The sequence below is a fragment of the Microbacterium mcarthurae genome (assembly GCF_046064585.1).
Taxonomy (GTDB): Bacteria; Actinomycetota; Actinomycetes; order Actinomycetales; family Microbacteriaceae; genus Microbacterium; species Microbacterium mcarthurae.
Genome location: NZ_JAROCE010000001.1, coordinates 21,365 through 38,166, shown reverse-complemented (window position 1 = coordinate 38,166; position 16,802 = coordinate 21,365). Strand labels below are relative to the sequence as shown.

Here is a 16,802-nt window from a genome sequence, read left to right as displayed (position 1 = left end):
CATGGTCGTAGAGATCTCACCCGGTCACAATCCCCTCCGCGATCCCGACGATCGCCGTCTGAACCGCATCGCGGGCCCCAGCGCGCTGGTCATCTTCGGCGTCACGGGCGACCTGTCGCGCAAGAAGCTCATGCCCGCCGTGTACGACCTGGCCAATCGCGGGCTCCTCCCGCCCGGCTTCGCCCTCGTCGGCTTCGCGCGGCGGGATTGGGAGGACCAGGATTTCGCGAAGGTCGTGCACGAGTCGGTGAAGCAGTACGCGCGCACCGAGTTCCGCGAGGAGACCTGGCAGGAGCTGCTGGAAGGCATCCGCTTCGTCCAGGGCGAGTTCGACGACCCCGAGGCGTTCCGCCGTCTGCGCGAGACCGTCGACAAGCTCGATGTCGAACGCGGCACGATGGGCAACCACGCCTACTACCTGTCCATCCCCCCGAAGGCCTTTCCGCTCGTCACGACGCAGCTCAAGGCTTCCGGTCTGGTGGGCGAGCGGGCGGACGACACCACGGGCTGGCGCCGCGTCGTGATCGAGAAGCCCTTCGGCCACGATCTCGCCTCGGCCCGCGAGCTGAACCAGGTCGTCGAGAGCGCTTTCCCCGCCGACTCGATCTTCCGGATCGACCACTACCTCGGCAAGGAAACCGTCCAGAACATCCTCGCGCTGCGCTTCGCCAACGAGCTGTACGAGCCGATCTGGAACCGCAACTACGTCGACCACGTGCAGATCACGATGGCCGAGGACATCGGCGTCGGCGGTCGCGCCGGCTACTACGACGGGATCGGCGCCGCACGCGACGTCATTCAGAACCACCTGCTGCAGCTGCTCGCCCTCACCGCGATGGAGGAACCGATCAGCTTCAACGCGGCCGACCTGCGCGCGGAGAAGGAGAAGGTCCTCGCGGCGGTGCGCCTGCCGGAGAACCTCGCCGAGGCGACCGCTCGCGGGCAGTACGCCGGCGGGTGGCAGGGCGGCGAGAAGGTGCTCGGCTTCCTCGAGGAAGACGGCATGAACCCGCAGTCGGTCACCGAGACGTACGCCGCGATCAAGCTCGAGATCAACACGCGTCGCTGGTCGGGTGTTCCGTTCTACGTCCGCAGCGGCAAGCGTCTGGGCCGCCGCGTCACCGAGGTGGCCGTGGTGTTCAAGCGCGCCCCTCAGCAGCTGTTCTCGCGCAGCCAAACCGAAGAACTGGGACAGAACGCGCTCGTCATCCGTGTCCAGCCCGACGAGGGCGTGACGATCCGGTTCGGCTCCAAGGTTCCCGGCGACGGCACGCAGGTGCGCGACGTGACGATGGACTTCGGCTACGGGCACGCCTTCACCGAAGCGAGCCCGGAAGCCTACGAACGACTCATCCTCGACGTGCTGCTCGGCGATCCGCCGCTCTTCCCGCGGCACGAAGAGGTCGAGCTCAGCTGGAAGATCCTCGACCCGATCGAGGAGTTCTGGGCCGCCCAGGGCGGGCCGCTCGAACAGTATTCGCCCGGGTCGTGGGGACCGGCATCCGCCGATGAACTCCTCGCCCGCGATGGCCGCACGTGGAGGCGCCCGTGATCATCGACCTGCCCGACACCACCGTCAGCGCGATCTCGAAGAAGCTCGTCAGCGTCCGTGAGGAGGGCGGTGCCGTCGCTCTGGGCCGCGTGCTGACCCTCATCATCGTCACCCGACACGGAGCCGAAGAAGAGGTCATCGAGGCGGCGAACGACGCGTCGCGCGAGCACCCGATGCGCGTGATCGCCGTCCTGTTCGGTGACGAGGACGAAGAACCCCGCCTCGACGGGCAGATCCGTGTGGGCGGCGACGCCGGGGCGAGCGAGGTGATCGTGCTGCGCGCGCACGGTGCCGCCGCCTCGAACGCCGAGAGCCTGGTCACCGGGCTCCTCCTTCCCGACGCGCCGGTGGTCGCGTGGTGGCCGGCCGAGGCCCCGACCGACCCGTCGCTGTCGGCGATCGGCCGTATCGCGCAGCGTCGGATCACGGATGCCTCGTCCCAGGCCGATCCCACCGCGTGGGTCGCGCACCTCGGCGAACACTACGCGCCCGGCGACACCGACTTCGCGTGGACCCGGGTGACACGGTGGCGCGAGCAGCTGGCCGCGGTGCTCGACCAGCCGCCGTACGAGCCGGTGACCGCGATCACGGTGTCCGGCTCGAGCGACTCTCCGTCCACGGCACTTCTGGCGGCCTGGCTCGGACTCAAGCTTCAGGCCCCCGTCGACTACAGCTACCTGCCCTCGGAGGAATGGTCGAGCGGGATCAAGTCCGTGCGGCTGACCCGGGCCAGCGGCGACACGCTTCTCGAGCGGCCGACGCCGGGCGTGGCCATCCTCACCCAGCCCGGACAGCCGACGCACGAGCTGGACTTCCCGCGTCGCACTCTGCGCGAGTGCCTCGCCGAAGAGCTGCGTCGCCTCGACCCGGACGTGCTCTACGGCCGTGTGCTGACCCAGTGCACCGAACTGCTGCACACCCTCGACGAGCGGAGCGAGCGATGACGGAAAACGGCTCCGCGAAGCGCGTCATCATCAAGCGGGATGCCGAGACCCTCGCCGACTACGTGGCGACGCGCTTCGTCAATCGCATCGTCAAGCGGGTCGCCGAGGGCAAGCGTATGCACATCTGCCTAACGGGCGGCACGATGGGCGGCGCTGTACTTCGCTCCGCCGCGCGCGACCCGCGGGCGTCCGAGATCGACTGGTCGTTGGTGCACTTCTGGTTCGGCGACGAGCGCTTCGTCGCACGCGACTCCGACGACCGCAACGACCGTCAGGCGCGTGCCGCCCTACTGGACGGTCTGGACATCCCGGCGGCGAACATCCACACCGTCGCGTCGACCGATGACGGCCTCGACCTGGATGCGGCGGCGATCGCATACGCCGACGAGCTGGCGCAGTTCGCCCCGTCGGACCGCAGCGAGACGGGTCCCTGGCCGTCGTTCGACATCTGCTTCCTCGGGGTCGGACCCGACGCGCACATCGCCTCGCTGTTCCCCGACAGGCCGGAGATCTCCGTCACCGACCGCGCCACCGTGCCGGTGCGCGATTCGCCCAAGCCTCCGCCGGAGCGCATTTCCCTGACGCGTCCCGTCATCAACTCGTCCAAGCGCGTGTGGATGGTGATCGCCGGCGCCGACAAGGCCGCGGCTCTGGGTCTCGCCCTCGCCGGAGCGAGCTATCAGAGCGTCCCCGCGGCGGGGGCCAAGGGGCGGCGTCGCACGGCGTTCTTCGTCGACGAGGCGGCCGCCGATCAGGTGCCGCCGCAGCTGATCGACCGCGAGTACTGACGGACGATTTCCGTTCCCGAGGGCTGGATGCGTGGCATCCGGCCCTCTTTCGCTTGCCCGGACGAAAATCTCTTGTTTTTCACCCGAGTGCGGCTCTACAGTTTCACCCTGGGGGCATCCAGGACGGAGCGGCGACTCGCCCGCTGCGCCGTCGGCCGACGCAGTTGGGAGCGTTCGGATGCCGTTCATCGGTCGTGAGCGAGAAGTGCACCTCGCCGACGCGATCATCGCGTCGCGCGTCGGGTCCGCCTGCCTATTGACGGGCGAAACGGGGATCGGGAAGTCCGCGCTCGCGCGCGAGATCGCCCGGAAGCACGACACGACCGTCCTCTCCGTCAGTCCGAGCGAACGCATGTGGCCGCTGTCGGGCCTGTCCGCCGTCGCGGCGGCGCTCGGCGGCCGTCGCGGTGCCGCGCTGGACAGCGTGCTCGCGCGCGGGCGTGATTGGCCCGAGCACATGCTCGCCGAGGAACTGAGCCGGACACTGCATCTCGTCACCGACGAACCGGGGGTCCTGGTGATCGACGATCTGGACGAGATGGACAGCTCGAGTCTGACGGTGCTGTCCTTCGTCTTCGGTCGGCTTCGGGGCACGGGCGTGAGTGTCGTCGCGACGGTGCGCACGATGGAGGGGCGGCACGACTTCGCCGGGATGACGCACACGCGCATCGAACGCCTCTCGTTCGACGAATCCGTGGAATTGGCCCGCGCCACCATCGGCCCGGGGACGGCATCCGCCGTGCTGCACATCGTCGCCGCGTTCACCGGGGGCGATCCGTGCGTTCTGTCCCACGTGCGCCTGACATCGGGCGAGGCCACTGGGGAGGACGCGCTTCCCCTCCCTCTGCGCGTCGTGGACGATCCCACCCGTCGACGCCCTCGGGTGGCCCGCCCCACCCGCGATCCGCGGTCGTCTGCGCTTCTGGATCTCCTGTCCGTGGGACCCATCTACGCGTACGACCGTCTCTCCACAGCGGCGGCCGAGATCGGCTTCGACATCGACGAGCTCATCGACGCCGGTGTCGTCTCGGCGCATGGCGAGTACGCCCGAATGACCGACCCGGCCCTGCGCCTCCGGCATCATGCCGCGCTGTCCCCCGAGGAACGTCGACGTCTGCACGCTCGCGCCGCGGACGATCACGAAGGCGACGCCCTGTCGGTTCGCAAGTGGCACGAGAGCTTTCTCTCCCCCTCGGGCGATCGGCGGCATCTGCTCGGCGCCGCAGTCCGGTTCGCTCGGGACGGCGAGATCCCCGTGGCGATCGAGTTCGCCGAGCGGGCACTTTCCGGTGAGCTCGAGGAGACGCCCCGGCAACGGGCACTGGTCGAGCTGGGGGACGCGCTGGTGTTGCAGAGCCACGACCTGCTCGGACAGCACTACCTGCGTCGTGCGGGAGGACGCCTCGACCCGGACGTGCGCGTGCGCGCGGCGACCGCGGCGATGCGAGCCGGCACCACGGTGGACCACGTCGTCGACGACGCGCTCGTGGCCTGCTCTTCCGCCGGTGACGACCCCGCCGCGATCGAGCGGCTGCTGTGTGAGAGCGCACGCCTGCACCTCTCGCTCGGCGAAGTCGCTCCCGCCGTGGAACGCATCGTCGCCGCCGTGGATCGCGGCGTCGCGGGTGCGGAGACGCGATTGCTGGTGGAGCTCCTGGACCTCGCCGGCATCCCGGTCCCGGTCCGCCACACCGGCCGGGACGTCGCCGCCCCGAGCGTTGATGTCGACACTCCGATCGAGCACGCGACACTCTCCATCGCTGCGCGCCTGCTGCGGGAAGAGTACCCGGCCGTCCGCCGCGAGCTCAGGGCCCTCCTCGTCCGGAATCCGCGCCCGGCCCCGATGTGGCGCGACCGGCTGCTTCGCTTGCTCGTCACCGCGGAGGTGCGCGCGGGCGACCCCGTCGGCGCTCGCGAGGCGGTCACGGCATGGCGCCAGGAATGGTTGCCCGGGCGGGAGCCGGATGCCACGACGACCCTGCTCCTCGCCCAGGCCGCGTCGATCGACCCGGCCGATCCCTTCGCCGCAGATCTGGTGCGGAGGGGGCGCGACCAGTGCCGCCGGGAGGGGACCCCCGCCCTCCTCGCGCATTTCGCCGCCATCGAGGGCGCGCTGGCGTTGACGGACGGCCGCTACGACGATGCGGTCACCGCGCTTCGGGCCGCGCGGGACGCCGCGCCGCGCGACGACCCGGCCGTGCTCCGGACGGACGCCGACCTCATCGAAGCCCTCTGGCTCAGCGGGCGTCGTGGGGACGCGCGCCGGGAGATGGAGCGTCTCGAGCACGCCGGCGCGCGGCGAGAGCGCCGGTGGACGACCCTCGCGATCGCCCGCAGCCGGGCGGTGTGCAGCTCCGACCGCGACGGGGACGCGGCGTTCCGTGACGCGGAGGCGGTGTATCGAACGGACGACGCACCGTATGAGCGGCTGCGCTTGCGGTCCTCGTGGGAGCGGTGTGTGCCGCGCGTCGAGGGGACCACGGTGCGCCCGGCCCCGCTTCGGTCGGACATCGGAACCGCCCTGTCGCGCGACGAGCAGGAGATCATCGCGCTCGTCGAGCGCGGGCTGCGCAACCGCGAGATCGCGGCGGCACTGTTCATCTCGCTGCGCTCGGTGGAGCTCCGTCTGACCCGGATCTATCGGGCCCTGGGGGTCAGTTCGCGTGCGCAGCTCGTGGCGTATCTGCACGGAGCCGCGACCGCGTGACCTGCGCGCCGGCGGAGATCTCCGCGACATCGTCCGTCCCCGCCCGAACGGAGACGGCGAGCCCCGGTTCCGACGGCCCGCGGGGACGGCGGTCAGGACTCTTCCACTTCCCATCCGACGGCCGCCCGAGGGCGGCCAGGAGCGCCCGTAGACACAGCATCGCATCCCAGAGCCGGAGGAGAGGGAACGCCAGCATGTACAGGCGCGGACGTCGACGGCCCACGGCGCACGCGAACGCCGTCATCGCGGTGTCGACGAGCAGGAGTCCGACGATGATCGGGAGGACCGGCACCGCGGCGGCGATGTCCGCCGACACCCGCGCCGCATCGGTAGGAAGGACGCCCGCGCCCACGGCAGCGATCGCCGCGAGCACGAGGACGGGGACGACGGCCGCCAGGACGACGCTGGCGATGACCGTCTCGGCGGCGAACAGACCAACCGATGTCCAGAACAGACCGCGGTGCACACCGTGCCGACGCACGGTCTGCCAGAAGCCGAGGCTCCATCGCCGCATCTGCGCGGAGTAGTCGCGAAGGACGGCGGGGTCCTGTGTCTCGGCCACCGCGTGCTCCGGGTGGAAGGCGATTCGTCCAAGGCGCTTCGCGTGCACCTCGAAGGTCATGTTGAAGTCCTCGATCGACAGTCCGGGTGCGTCGATGTCGATGCGGTCCAGGACATCGGTGCGGTACAGGCTCGCGAAGCCCGGAACGATCGCGACGGCGTCGGCGGCGGGCGCCGCCTGACCGAACTTGTGCAGATACTGCGTGCACAGGTACGTGCGTTCCCGATAGGACGTCAGAACGCGCCCCATCCCCGTCTTCGGGGCGTCGGGCGCGGTCGTGGCCCGACCGGCCACCGCGACCACGCCGGGATCGGTGAACAAGGGCAGCGCCGTCCGCAGGTAGTCGGCGCGCGGCCGCGAGTCGGCGTCGAGTAACAGCAGAAGAGGGAAGCGCTCGGGGATACGGAAGCGCTCGACGCCCGCGCGGATCGCTCCGGCCTTCCCCCGGTTGGGAGTGAGATCCCACGTCGTCGCGCCCGCGGCCCGCGACCGCTCGACCGTGGCGTCGTCCGAACCGTCCGACACCACGAACACGTTGCGAGCGGGAACGAGCCCGCGCGCGGCGGCCACCGCGTCGCCGATGACCGGCTCCTCGTTGTGTGCCGCGATGAGGACCGCCACTTCCTCGGGCCGGTAGAACATCGAGGGAACGAGGAGTCCGGGAACCCGTCGCCGCTCCGCCGCGAGACGCCACAGGCCCACGGTTCCCCACACCAGCGTCGAGACGCCGACCGTGCACACGGCGACGACGACGGCGACGGTCATGGCATCCTCCACTTACGGCTCACGCGTGGCTCGAAGCTACGCGAGCCACCCTCCGTACGGCACGCGCGGCGCCCGCATGCGGGCTTGCGGTTCCCCGCAATCCGGAGTGCGGTGCGCGGGTTCCCGCAGGATGGGTCCGACTTCCTTGACCCTGGCGCGCGGAGGGGAACAGTGTGGGCCGCGGATCAGCACCGATACCCGATCGGACTCTCCGCACCCGCAGCACCCGCCCTGTCCGGGGGAGGCGACGTTCTGCCGTCATGCCCTCGGACCCCGCAGTTGGAGGATGAAGATGTCCACACTCGATGTCCGCGCCGACGTGTTCACCGCGCCCGTCCTGCCGCCGACGTCTCCCCCGGTCTTCGACTTCGATGTCGCGATCGTCGGGCTCGGTTACGTCGGCCTCCCCACGGCGCTGGCGTATCGGGCGAATGGGTCGCGCGTCCTGGCATTGGACGCCTCTTCCCGACGTCTGCGCACGATCGCCGCCCGGGGCGCGGACCTCCTCGACTCCGATCGCGCACGGCTGGACGCCGCCCTGCGCGAGCCGGCGAGCTTCCGCCTCACCGGCGATGCGAGCGAACTGAGCCGGGCCGCGGCGATCGTCGTGTGCGTGCCCACCCCGGTCGATCATCAGCAGGTCCCCGATCTGGCCCCCCTGCGGGCCGCGTGCGCCACCGTCGTCGCCGCGGCCCGCCCCGGGCAGGTCATCATGCTGACCTCGACCACGTATGTCGGCTGCACCCACGACCTCGTCGAACAGCCGCTCCGCGAGCGGGGCTTCGAGATCGGACGGGACGTGTTCGTCACCTTCAGCGCGGAACGCATCGACCCCGGAAACGCCGGATTCGCGCAAGAGGAGGTCCCGCGCGTGGTCGGCGGCGCGACGCCGCAGTGCCAGGAAGAGGGCGTGCGTCTCCTCTCGCGGTACGCCGCACGCGTGCACCGGGTGTCGAGTCTGGCCACGGCGGAGATGACGAAGCTCCTCGAGAACACCTTCCGCGCGGTCAACATCGCGCTGGCGAACGAGTTCGCCGACATCTGCGGGGCCCTCGACGTTCCCGTGACCGAGGTGATCGAGGCCGCGAGCACGAAACCGTACGGATTCATGGCGTTCTACCCCGGCCCGGGGGTGGGAGGCCACTGCATCCCCTGCGATCCGCACTATCTCCTTTGGCAGCTGAAGGCCCTGCACGTGGATGCCGGGGTCATCACCGAGGCGATGACGCGCATCGCCGCGCGCCCCCGCCGGGTCGTCGACCGTATCCGCGACCTCCTGGGACGCGCGGGGAAGGGAACGCTCGGCACCCGCATCCTCATCGTGGGCGTGACCTACAAGCCCGACGTCGCCGACCTCCGCGAATCGCCGGCCCTGGAGATCATCGACGCGCTGATCGACGCGGGCGCGGAGGTGCAGTACGTCGACACGCACGCCCCGCACATCCATCTCGATTCCGGCCGGGAACGCGACTCGCTGCCCGACCCCGCCGCGTTCCATCCGGACGTCGTGCTCGTGCACACGCGTCACCATGACTGCGACCTGAGCTGGCTCGACGGCGAGGCCGTCGTCCTGGACGGCACCTACCGCAGCTCCGACATCGCGGGACGGGTGCTGCTGTGAGCGGCGTCCCCGTCTTCCCGGCGCTCGACGGGAAGAGCATGCGGACCCTCGTCACCGGCGGCGCCGGATTCGTGGGCAGCCACCTCGTCGAACACCTGCTCGCCCTCGGCGACGAGGTCGTCGTCCTCGACGACCTGTCCACGGGCTCGGCTCGCAACCTCGCGGGTGTCGCGGACAATCCGCGTTTGGAGATGATCCACGGGTCGATCCTGAACTCCAAGACGGTGGGCACCGCGATGGAGGGGTGCGACCGTGTGTTCCATCTCGCCGCCGCGGTCGGGGTCAAGCTCATCGTCGAGCAGCCGTTGCGCGGCCTGCGGATCAACATCCACGGCACGGAGAACGTGCTCACAGCGGCGATCGAACATCAGGCGGCGGTGTTACTGGTCAGCACGAGCGAGGTGTACGGCAAGAACACGGCCGATCGGTTGCGTGAGGACTCCGACCGGGTCCTCGGCGACCCGCTGCTGTCGCGGTGGACCTATGCGGGAGCGAAAGGCATCGACGAGGCGTTCGCAAAGGCCTACTGCGACCAGGAGGGGCTCGACGTCGCGATCGTCCGCCTGTTCAACACCGTCGGTCCGCGACAGACGGGCCGATACGGCATGGTGTTCCCTAACCTGGTGGGTCAAGCGCTGCGGGGCCGCCCGCTGACCGTGTTCGGCGACGGCCTGCAGACCCGTTGCTTCTCGGCCGTCGAGGACGTCGTGCCCGCGATGGTGCGCATTCAGGAAGACGCCCGCGCGCGGGGGGAAGCCTTCAACCTCGGTGGCGCGAGAGAGATCTCGATCCTCGACCTCGCGAACGAGATCATCCGCACGCTCGACAGCCGCAGCGAGATCGAGCTCGTCCCCTACGCGCAGGCCTACGCCCCGGGTTTTGAGGACATGCGCCGACGGGTCCCCGACAACACCAAGGCGTACGAGCTCGTCGGCTACGAACCCCAGACGCCGCTGACCACGACGATCCTGCGTGTCGCCGCCGATCTGCTGGCGCGGGAGCGTCTCGGTTCGGACGCGATGCCGCTCGCGGGCGCACGAGCCTTCCAGGGGGTGCTGTGATGTGCGGCATCACCGCCTTCCGAGGACCCGCCGCGGCCGGGCACGCGCGGACTGCCCTCGAGCGCCTCGAGTACCGCGGGTACGACTCGGCCGGGATCGCCGCCCGGCGCCCCGACGGCACCGCGTTGCACGCCCGGACCCTCGCGGGGGTGGCGGCGCTCGCGACCGCTCTCGACGAGGGCGCGACGGATGCCACGACCGCGGCGATCGGGCACACCCGGTGGGCCACGCACGGCGACGTGAGCGAACGCAACGCGCACCCGCTCGAGGACTGCGGGGGGCGGCTGTTCGTCGTGCACAACGGCATCATCGAAAACGCCGACGTCCTCCGTGCCCGCCTGATCGCGGCGGGCCACCGCATGGCGACCGACGTCGACACCGAGGTCATCGTGCATCTTCTCGAGGAAGAGGCGGCGCACGGACGAGGACTCGGCGACGCGCTCGCGGACGCGACCGCACAACTCGAGGGGTCCTGGGCGATCGTCGCGCTCGATACCCGGACGGGCGATCTCGCCGGCACGGCGCACGCGTCGCCGCTCGTCCTCGCGGAGGCCGCGGACGGGGTCTACTTCGCCAGCGACGTGGGCGCTGTCGCGCCGTTCGTCGGCACCTTCCGCGTCCTCGAAGACGACGACATCGTCGAGATCGGCGACGAGGGGACCCGCTGGCACCGTCCGGGAGGAAGCTGTCGACCGCGCGGACTGTGGCCGGTTCCCGAGACCGCTCTCCTGGCGAGCGTCGGCCGGCACCACGACCACATGGGCAACGAGATCGACGAGCAGCCCGCGGTGGCTCAGCGCGTGCTCGACATCCTCTCCCCCGGCATCGACGGGGGAACGCTGTGGCGTGGTCTGGGGCTGCCGCCGCTGGATCGGATCGATCGGATCGCGGTGCTCGGCTGCGGCACCTCCTTGCACGCGGGACGTGCCGTGGCGGGCGTGTTCGAGCGCCTGGGGCACATGCCGACCCGCGCCGTCACCGCGAGCGAGGCAGCCCACGAAGTGTGGGAGCCACGCACGCTCGTCGTCGCGCTGAGCCAGTCGGGAGAGACCGCCGACGTCTTGCGCGCGCTCGACACCGTCCCCGCGGACCGCGGTACGGTTCTCGCGCTCACCAACAATCCGTCGTCGTCGCTCGCACGCCGCGCGCATGCCGTCATCGATTGCCTCGCCGGTCCCGAGATCGGCGTCGCCGCGACGAAGACCTTCGTCGCGCAGATCGTCACGGGAGCCTGCGTGGCCCTGTCGGGGCTAGCGGTCTCGGCGCGCCGCGACGTCGCCGCTTTCGACGCCGATCTGCTGGCGCTCGGAGCGATCCCCGAGACGCTCTCGGCCGCCCTCGATGCATGGCACAACCGCGCCAAGCGACTCGCCGCCGACCTCGCCACGGCATCCGGTTTCCTGTTTCTGGGGCGCGGGTCGGGACTCGTGTACGCCGCCGAGGGCGCTCTCAAGCTCAAGGAACTGTCGTATCGGTGGGCCGAGCACCAGCCCGCGGGCGAACTGAAGCACGGACCGCTCGCGCTCGTGGATGCCGGGACGCCGGTGTTCGTCGTCGACGACGGCGACCCTCGACTCGACGTCGACATCGCCGAGGTGCGGGCACGCGGGGGTCGCGTGCTCCGGATCGGCGAGCGGACCCTCCGCGTGGGAGGGATGCCGTTGCATCTGCCACGCCGCGGTCCTTCCTGGGGCCCGTTGGAAACCGTGGTCCCGCTGCAGATGTTCGCTCGCGAGCTGGCCCTCCGGCTCCATCGCGATGTGGACAAGCCCCGCAACCTCGCCAAATCGGTGACCGTCTCCTGACCCCGGAAACGCGATACCCCCTTTCGAGAAAGGCACTCCGCATGCTTCGTCGATCTCCCTCGCCGCCGCGGCGACGACCGGCCGTGCTCGGCGCCCTCGCCGTCGTCGCCGCCGCCGCGGTCAGTCTCGGCGGTGTCGTCGCCGCCGTTCCCCCTCCGGCGCAGGCCGCCACCCGCACGGTGGTCAGCCTCACCTTCGACGACGGCAACGCCAACCAGATGAGCGTCCTCCCCGCGCTGAAGTCGAACGGCATGAAGGCCACCTTTTACATCCCCTCCGGTTTCGTCGGCGCGACCGGCCACATGACGCGCGCCAATCTCACGACGCTCGCGCGCGCGGGCCACGAGATCGGCGGCCACACCGTGAATCACCCCGATCTGGCGCAGGTGAGCGTCGATGAGGCCAAGAGGCAGATCTGCACGGATCGGAAGAACCTCGCGTCCTGGGGGTTCACCGTCCGCAGCTTCGCCTACCCATTCGCCTCCAGCACCCCCGAGGTCGAGAAGGCGGTGGCCGACTGCGGCTACAGGAGCGGACGGCTGCTCGGCGACATCCGCAGCCGGTTCGGATGCCCCGAATGCTCCTACGCGGAATCCACGCGGCCGGCCGCCCGGTTCGCGCTCCGCGCACTGGACCAGGTGGACGCGAGCTGGACCCTCGACGACCTCAAGCAGGGCGTCCTGAACGCCGAGAGCAACGGCGGCGGGTGGGTGCAGTACACGTTCCACGACGTGTGCGCCGATGCCTGCAGCGACCTCGCCGTCACCCCGACGGTGTTCTCCCAGTTCGTGACCTGGCTCAAGGCCCGTCAAGCCACGGGGACCGTGGTCCGCACGATCGGCGATGTCATCGGCGGCACGGCGAAACCCCTCGTCGATGGACCGGCGGTTCCCGCTCCCACCGGGGCCACGAACGGCATCGTGAACCCCAGCATGGAGGTCGGAGCCCCCGACTGCTGGATGCGCGGAGGGTGGGGAACCAACACTCCGGCGTTCGAGACGGGGTCGCCGGCACACACGGGCGTCATCTCGAGCGGCATCGCGATGACCGGCTACGTCGACGGGGACGCGAAGCTGCTGCCGCAGTTCGACCTCGGTCAGTGCTCGCCGACCGTGACGCCGGGCAAGACCTACACCCTCAGGGAGTGGTATCTCGCCAGCGGCGTGACGCAGTTCGCGGTGTACCTCCGGTCGACCTCGGGAGCCTGGTCGTACTGGACGTCGAGCCCGTGGTACGCCGCGGCCACGGAATGGACGGAGGCCGACTGGACGACACCGGTCATCCCCGAGGGCTACAACGGGATCAGCTTCGCGCTGACGATCTTCGGTAACGGGACATTGCGCACCGACGACCTCGCGCTGTACGACAGCTCCGGGGCGCCACCGCTCTCCCCCGACCTGAGCGTCACCCGGGTCGCCCCGGACGCGGCGGCGCCGCCGCAGGGACCGGTCGAGGTCTTCCGCCCGACCGAGAGCGACGTCACCGAATGACACGCCGGACGGCGGCGGGCGCCCTCGGGGTGCTCGTCGCCGTCGGTGCGGTCGCGTGCGCCCCCACGCCGATCGACCTCCCCGACACCGGATACCCCTGGCACACGCGCATCGTCGCGACGACGTTCTGGGTCGGTGAAGTCTTCGACCCGGCAGCGCCCGACGGCAGTCAACGCGTGTCCGCCTACGATTCGATGTGGCTGGAGTCCTATGGCGGATGCGACGGCGTCGTCGTCGACGAAGAGTGCCGGACGGAGCCGCGCACCGCGGTCAATGGCTTCTTCCCGACCCGCATGACACCCCGGCAGAATCCGTTCTACCTCGACCTGCCCTACGACGACGTCAACGACGACAAGGGTTTCGCCCATCGGGGCGACGTCATCCCCTGGGCCGACGAGCCCGGCTACATCGACGACGTCGACGACCGCTCCGTCAGCCTGATGAAGAACCGCTGGGTGATCCTGCACCGCGAGGGTCGCGTGTGTTTCGGTCAGATCCAGGATGCCGGCCCGGGCGAGTACCGCGACGCCGCCTACGTCTTCGGCGACGACGACCGCCGCCCCGACAACACGCGGTACAACGGGGCGGGCCTGGACGTCTCCCCCGCCCTGAACGGCTGCCTCGGGTTCACCGACCTCGACGGTCAGGACGATCGCGTCGACTGGGCCTTCATCGATGACGAGGACGTCCCCGACGGTCCGTGGAAGAGGATCGTCACCGACAGTCCCGTGCAGTGACCGAGAGCGCGGAAGGGCCGGATGCCATGGCATCCGGCCCTTCCGTTCGGTTCTGCTACTGACCCCGACGCTCGCGCAGCTGCTGCAGCGCGTCGTCGAGGAGCGAGGCGGCTTCCTCGTCGGTTCGCCGCTCTTTCACATAGGCGAGGTGCGTCTTGTACGGCTCGGTCTTGGCCAGCGCCGGCGGGTTGTTCTTGTCGCGGCCCGCGGGAAGACCCGAGTGCGGCGAGTCGATCGTCTCGGGGATCTCGTCGTCGGGGATGCCGGCCGCGAAGTAGCGGACGGTTTCGTTCCCGAGAGCGTCCCAGTACGACACCGCGACGCGATCGGCGTGGAAGCCGTGGTCCTGTTCTCCCATCGGGCCCGCGCCGACGCGCGTGCCGCGGATGGCGTTGCCGCCAGTGGCCATGTCAGAGCTCCGCGAACTTGGTGAGGAGACCGAGCCCGACGATGGTGACGAACCACACCAGCGCCAGCACGATCGTGAATCGGTTGAGGTTGCGTTCGGCCAGGCCCGACGAGCCGAGTGCCGAGCTCATGCCACCGCCGAACATGTCGGAGAGGCCGCCACCGCGTCCTTTGTGGAGCAGGATGAGCAGGGTCAGCAGGAGGCTGGTCACGCCCAGGAAAACCTGCAGGACGAACTCGAGAATCTGCACTGTCGAAAGCCTTTCGCGAGCGGACGGGACGACCGCACAAGCGTCAAGTGTATACGGGGAGCCGCGCCGGACACACGAATGCCCGCGGCGCGCGGCCGCGGGCATTCGGTTCGGTCAGACGCCGACGTGCTTCTGGTAGCGGATGATCGCCGCGAACTCGTGCACGACGAGGCTCGCGCCACCCACGAGCGCACCATCCACGTCGGGCTCACGCATGAACCCGGCGATGTTGCCCGACTTCACCGATCCGCCGTAGAGGATGCGCGTGCGCGCCGCCGCGTCGGCGCCGAGCTTGTCGGCGACGACGGCACGGAGCTTCGCGCACACCTCTTGTGCCTGATCGGGAGTCGCGGCCTGTCCGGAGCCGATGGCCCAGACCGGCTCGTACGCCACGACGATGTCGGCATCGGATGCCACGCCCTCCAGGGCGACCTCGAGCTGCCCCACGGGGACCGCGCTGGCTCCGAACTTCTCGAGGTCCTCCGAGGTCTCGCCGACGCAGATCACGGGGACGAGACCGTGACGGAGAGCCGCCTGCGTCTTCGCCGCCACGACCTCGTCGCTCTCGTGGTGGAACTGACGGCGCTCGGAGTGTCCGATGATGACGTAGCGCGCGTCGAGCTTGGCGAGGAACTGGCCGGAGATCTCGCCCGTGTACGCACCGGAGTCGTGGGCCGAGAGGTCCTGACCACCGAGGGCGAAGTCGATCTTGTCCGCGTCGAGCAGCGTCTGCACGGTGCGCAGGTCGGTGAAGGGCGGGAAGACCGCGACCTCGACGGACTCGCTCTCGTGCTTCGCCTCCTTCAGCGTCCAGTGCAGCTTCTGGACGAACGCGACCGCCTGCAGGTGGTCGAGGTTCATCTTCCAGTTGCCGGCGATGAGGGGGGTTCTGTTCACTGCCATCCGAGGACCTCCAGTCCGGGGAGCTTCTTGCCTTCGAGGAACTCCAGGCTGGCACCGCCGCCGGTGGAGATGTGACCGAACGCCTCGTCCGCGAAGCCGAGCTGGCGCACGGCGGCCGCGGAGTCCCCGCCGCCGACGACGCTCAGGCCGTCGACCTCGGTCAGAGCCTGGGCGACGGTCTTCGTGCCCGCGGCGAAGGCGGCCATCTCGAACACGCCCATCGGGCCGTTCCAGAACACGGTGCGGGAGTCGCGAATCGCCTCGGCGAACAGGTCCGCCGTGCGCGGACCGATGTCCAGACCCAGCCCGGACGCACCGAAGGGTGTGTCCTCCAGCCCGACGGCATCCGCCACGACGTGCTCGGCATCGGCCGAGAACGACGCCGCGACGACGGCATCCACGGGCAGGACGATCTCGACGCCGCGCTCCTTCGCCGAGGCGAGGTAGCCCTTCACGGTGTCGATCTGATCCTGTTCGAGCAGGCTCGATCCGACCTTGTTGCCCTCGGCGGCGAGGAAGGTGAACATCATGCCGCCACCGACGAGGAGCTTGTCCACGCGCGGCAAGAGGTGCTCGATGACGCCCAGCTTGTCGCTGACCTTGGATCCCCCGAGCACGACCGTGTAGGGGCGCTCCGGGTTCTCGGTCAGGCGGTCGAGGACCTCGAGCTCCTTCTGGATGAGGAGTCCGGCGGCCGACGGCACGATCTGCGCGAGATCGTAGACGCTCGCCTGCTTGCGGTGGACGACGCCGAAGCCGTCCGACACGAGCGCGTCGCCCAGCTCGGCGAGCTGACGGGCGAACGCCTGTCGCTCGGTCTCGTCCTTCGAGGTCTCCCCGGCGTTGAACCGCAGGTTCTCGATGACAGCGACCTCGCCGTTCTCGAGCGACGCGACGGCCTCGCGCGCGGACTCGCCCACGGTGTCGCGAGCGAACGCGACCGGCTGCCCGAGCAGCTCGGACAGGCGCTGCGCGACCGGCTCGAGGGAGTACTTCGGGTCGGGCGCCCCGTCGGGGCGCCCGAGGTGCGAGCAGACGACGACGCGCGCGCCGGCGTTGATCAGGGCGTTGAGAGTCGGCAACGACGCGCGCACGCGGCCATCGTCCGTGATGACGCCGTCCTTCAGGGGGACGTTCAGGTCACAACGGACGATGACGCGCGTGCCGGCGAGCGACCCCAGCGATTCGAGGGTGCGCAGAGCCATGAG

14 protein-coding genes are annotated in these 16,802 nt (G+C 70.0%); 9 read left to right on the top strand and 5 right to left on the bottom strand.

Annotated features, from left to right (window positions below; genetic code table 11):
- Window position 1: 1 nt before the first annotated feature.
- From zwf to P5G46_RS00145, 4 genes are all read left to right on the top strand, one after another.
- On the top strand, window positions 2-1,552 hold the full coding sequence (gene zwf / locus P5G46_RS00160; RefSeq protein ID WP_239276819.1) for a glucose-6-phosphate dehydrogenase: 1,551 nt from the start codon (window positions 2-4) through the stop codon (window positions 1,550-1,552).
- Window positions 1,549-2,496 (top strand): glucose-6-phosphate dehydrogenase assembly protein OpcA, encoded by a 948-nt coding sequence (locus P5G46_RS00155; protein WP_239276818.1) that lies wholly within the window; start codon window positions 1,549-1,551, stop codon window positions 2,494-2,496. Before zwf ends, P5G46_RS00155 begins: the two co-directional genes overlap by 4 nt.
- Window positions 2,493-3,284: a 6-phosphogluconolactonase gene (gene pgl, locus P5G46_RS00150; protein WP_239276817.1), complete on the top strand. Its 792-nt coding sequence runs from the start codon at window positions 2,493-2,495 to the stop codon at window positions 3,282-3,284. Before P5G46_RS00155 ends, pgl begins: the two co-directional genes overlap by 4 nt.
- 178 nt (window positions 3,285-3,462) lie before the next feature.
- Window positions 3,463-5,991 (top strand): helix-turn-helix transcriptional regulator, encoded by a 2,529-nt coding sequence (locus tag P5G46_RS00145; RefSeq protein ID WP_239276816.1) that lies wholly within the window; start codon window positions 3,463-3,465, stop codon window positions 5,989-5,991.
- On the opposite strand, the gene P5G46_RS00140 is transcribed toward P5G46_RS00145, so the two are convergent.
- Complete coding sequence (locus P5G46_RS00140; RefSeq protein ID WP_408904698.1) at window positions 5,939-7,318, bottom strand: glycosyltransferase family 2 protein; 1,380 nt, start codon at window positions 7,316-7,318, stop codon at window positions 5,939-5,941. The two genes, P5G46_RS00145 and P5G46_RS00140, sit on opposite strands and share 53 nt — an antisense overlap.
- 292 nt (window positions 7,319-7,610) lie before the next feature.
- Here P5G46_RS00140 and P5G46_RS00135 point away from each other — a divergent pair, with 292 nt between their 5' ends.
- From P5G46_RS00135 to P5G46_RS00115, 5 genes are read left to right on the top strand one after another with little or no spacing between them, the layout of a single operon-like run.
- Window positions 7,611-8,939, top strand: coding sequence for a nucleotide sugar dehydrogenase (locus P5G46_RS00135; protein ID WP_408904697.1), 1,329 nt, complete (start codon window positions 7,611-7,613; stop codon window positions 8,937-8,939).
- Window positions 8,936-10,000 carry an NAD-dependent epimerase/dehydratase family protein gene (locus P5G46_RS00130; protein ID WP_408904696.1) on the top strand — a complete coding sequence of 355 codons (1,065 nt, stop codon included), beginning with the start codon at window positions 8,936-8,938 and terminating at the stop codon, window positions 9,998-10,000. Before P5G46_RS00135 ends, P5G46_RS00130 begins: the two co-directional genes overlap by 4 nt.
- Entirely contained in the window at window positions 10,000-11,805 is a 1,806-nt protein-coding gene (gene glmS / locus P5G46_RS00125; protein WP_239276812.1) for a glutamine--fructose-6-phosphate transaminase (isomerizing), read from the top strand. Before P5G46_RS00130 ends, glmS begins: the two co-directional genes overlap by 1 nt.
- Before the next feature lie 41 nt (window positions 11,806-11,846).
- Window positions 11,847-13,295, top strand: a complete 1,449-nt coding sequence (locus tag P5G46_RS00120) for a polysaccharide deacetylase family protein (protein ID WP_408904695.1) — start codon at window positions 11,847-11,849, stop codon at window positions 13,293-13,295.
- Entirely contained in the window at window positions 13,292-14,032 is a 741-nt protein-coding gene (locus tag P5G46_RS00115; RefSeq protein ID WP_408904694.1) for a hypothetical protein, read from the top strand. Before P5G46_RS00120 ends, P5G46_RS00115 begins: the two co-directional genes overlap by 4 nt.
- 55 nt (window positions 14,033-14,087) lie before the next feature.
- Here the strand turns inward: P5G46_RS00115 and P5G46_RS00110 are convergent, their stop codons facing one another.
- The 4 genes from P5G46_RS00110 to P5G46_RS00095 all read right to left on the bottom strand — a co-directional run bounded on the left by P5G46_RS00110 (window position 14,088) and on the right by P5G46_RS00095 (window position 16,799).
- Window positions 14,088-14,441: an RNA polymerase-binding protein RbpA gene (locus tag P5G46_RS00110; RefSeq protein WP_063257886.1), complete on the bottom strand. Its 354-nt coding sequence runs from the start codon at window positions 14,439-14,441 to the stop codon at window positions 14,088-14,090.
- Between the two features lies 1 nt (window position 14,442).
- Window positions 14,443-14,691, bottom strand: coding sequence for a preprotein translocase subunit SecG (secG, locus tag P5G46_RS00105; RefSeq protein WP_239276809.1), 249 nt, complete (start codon window positions 14,689-14,691; stop codon window positions 14,443-14,445).
- A gap of 114 nt (window positions 14,692-14,805) precedes the next feature.
- Window positions 14,806-15,594 carry a triose-phosphate isomerase gene (gene tpiA, locus P5G46_RS00100; protein ID WP_408904693.1) on the bottom strand — a complete coding sequence of 263 codons (789 nt, stop codon included), beginning with the start codon at window positions 15,592-15,594 and terminating at the stop codon, window positions 14,806-14,808.
- A complete protein-coding gene (locus P5G46_RS00095; RefSeq protein ID WP_408904692.1) occupies window positions 15,585-16,799 on the bottom strand; it encodes a phosphoglycerate kinase in 1,215 nt (404 codons plus the stop codon). Before P5G46_RS00095 ends, tpiA begins: the two co-directional genes overlap by 10 nt.
- Window positions 16,800-16,802: the final 3 nt, after the last annotated feature.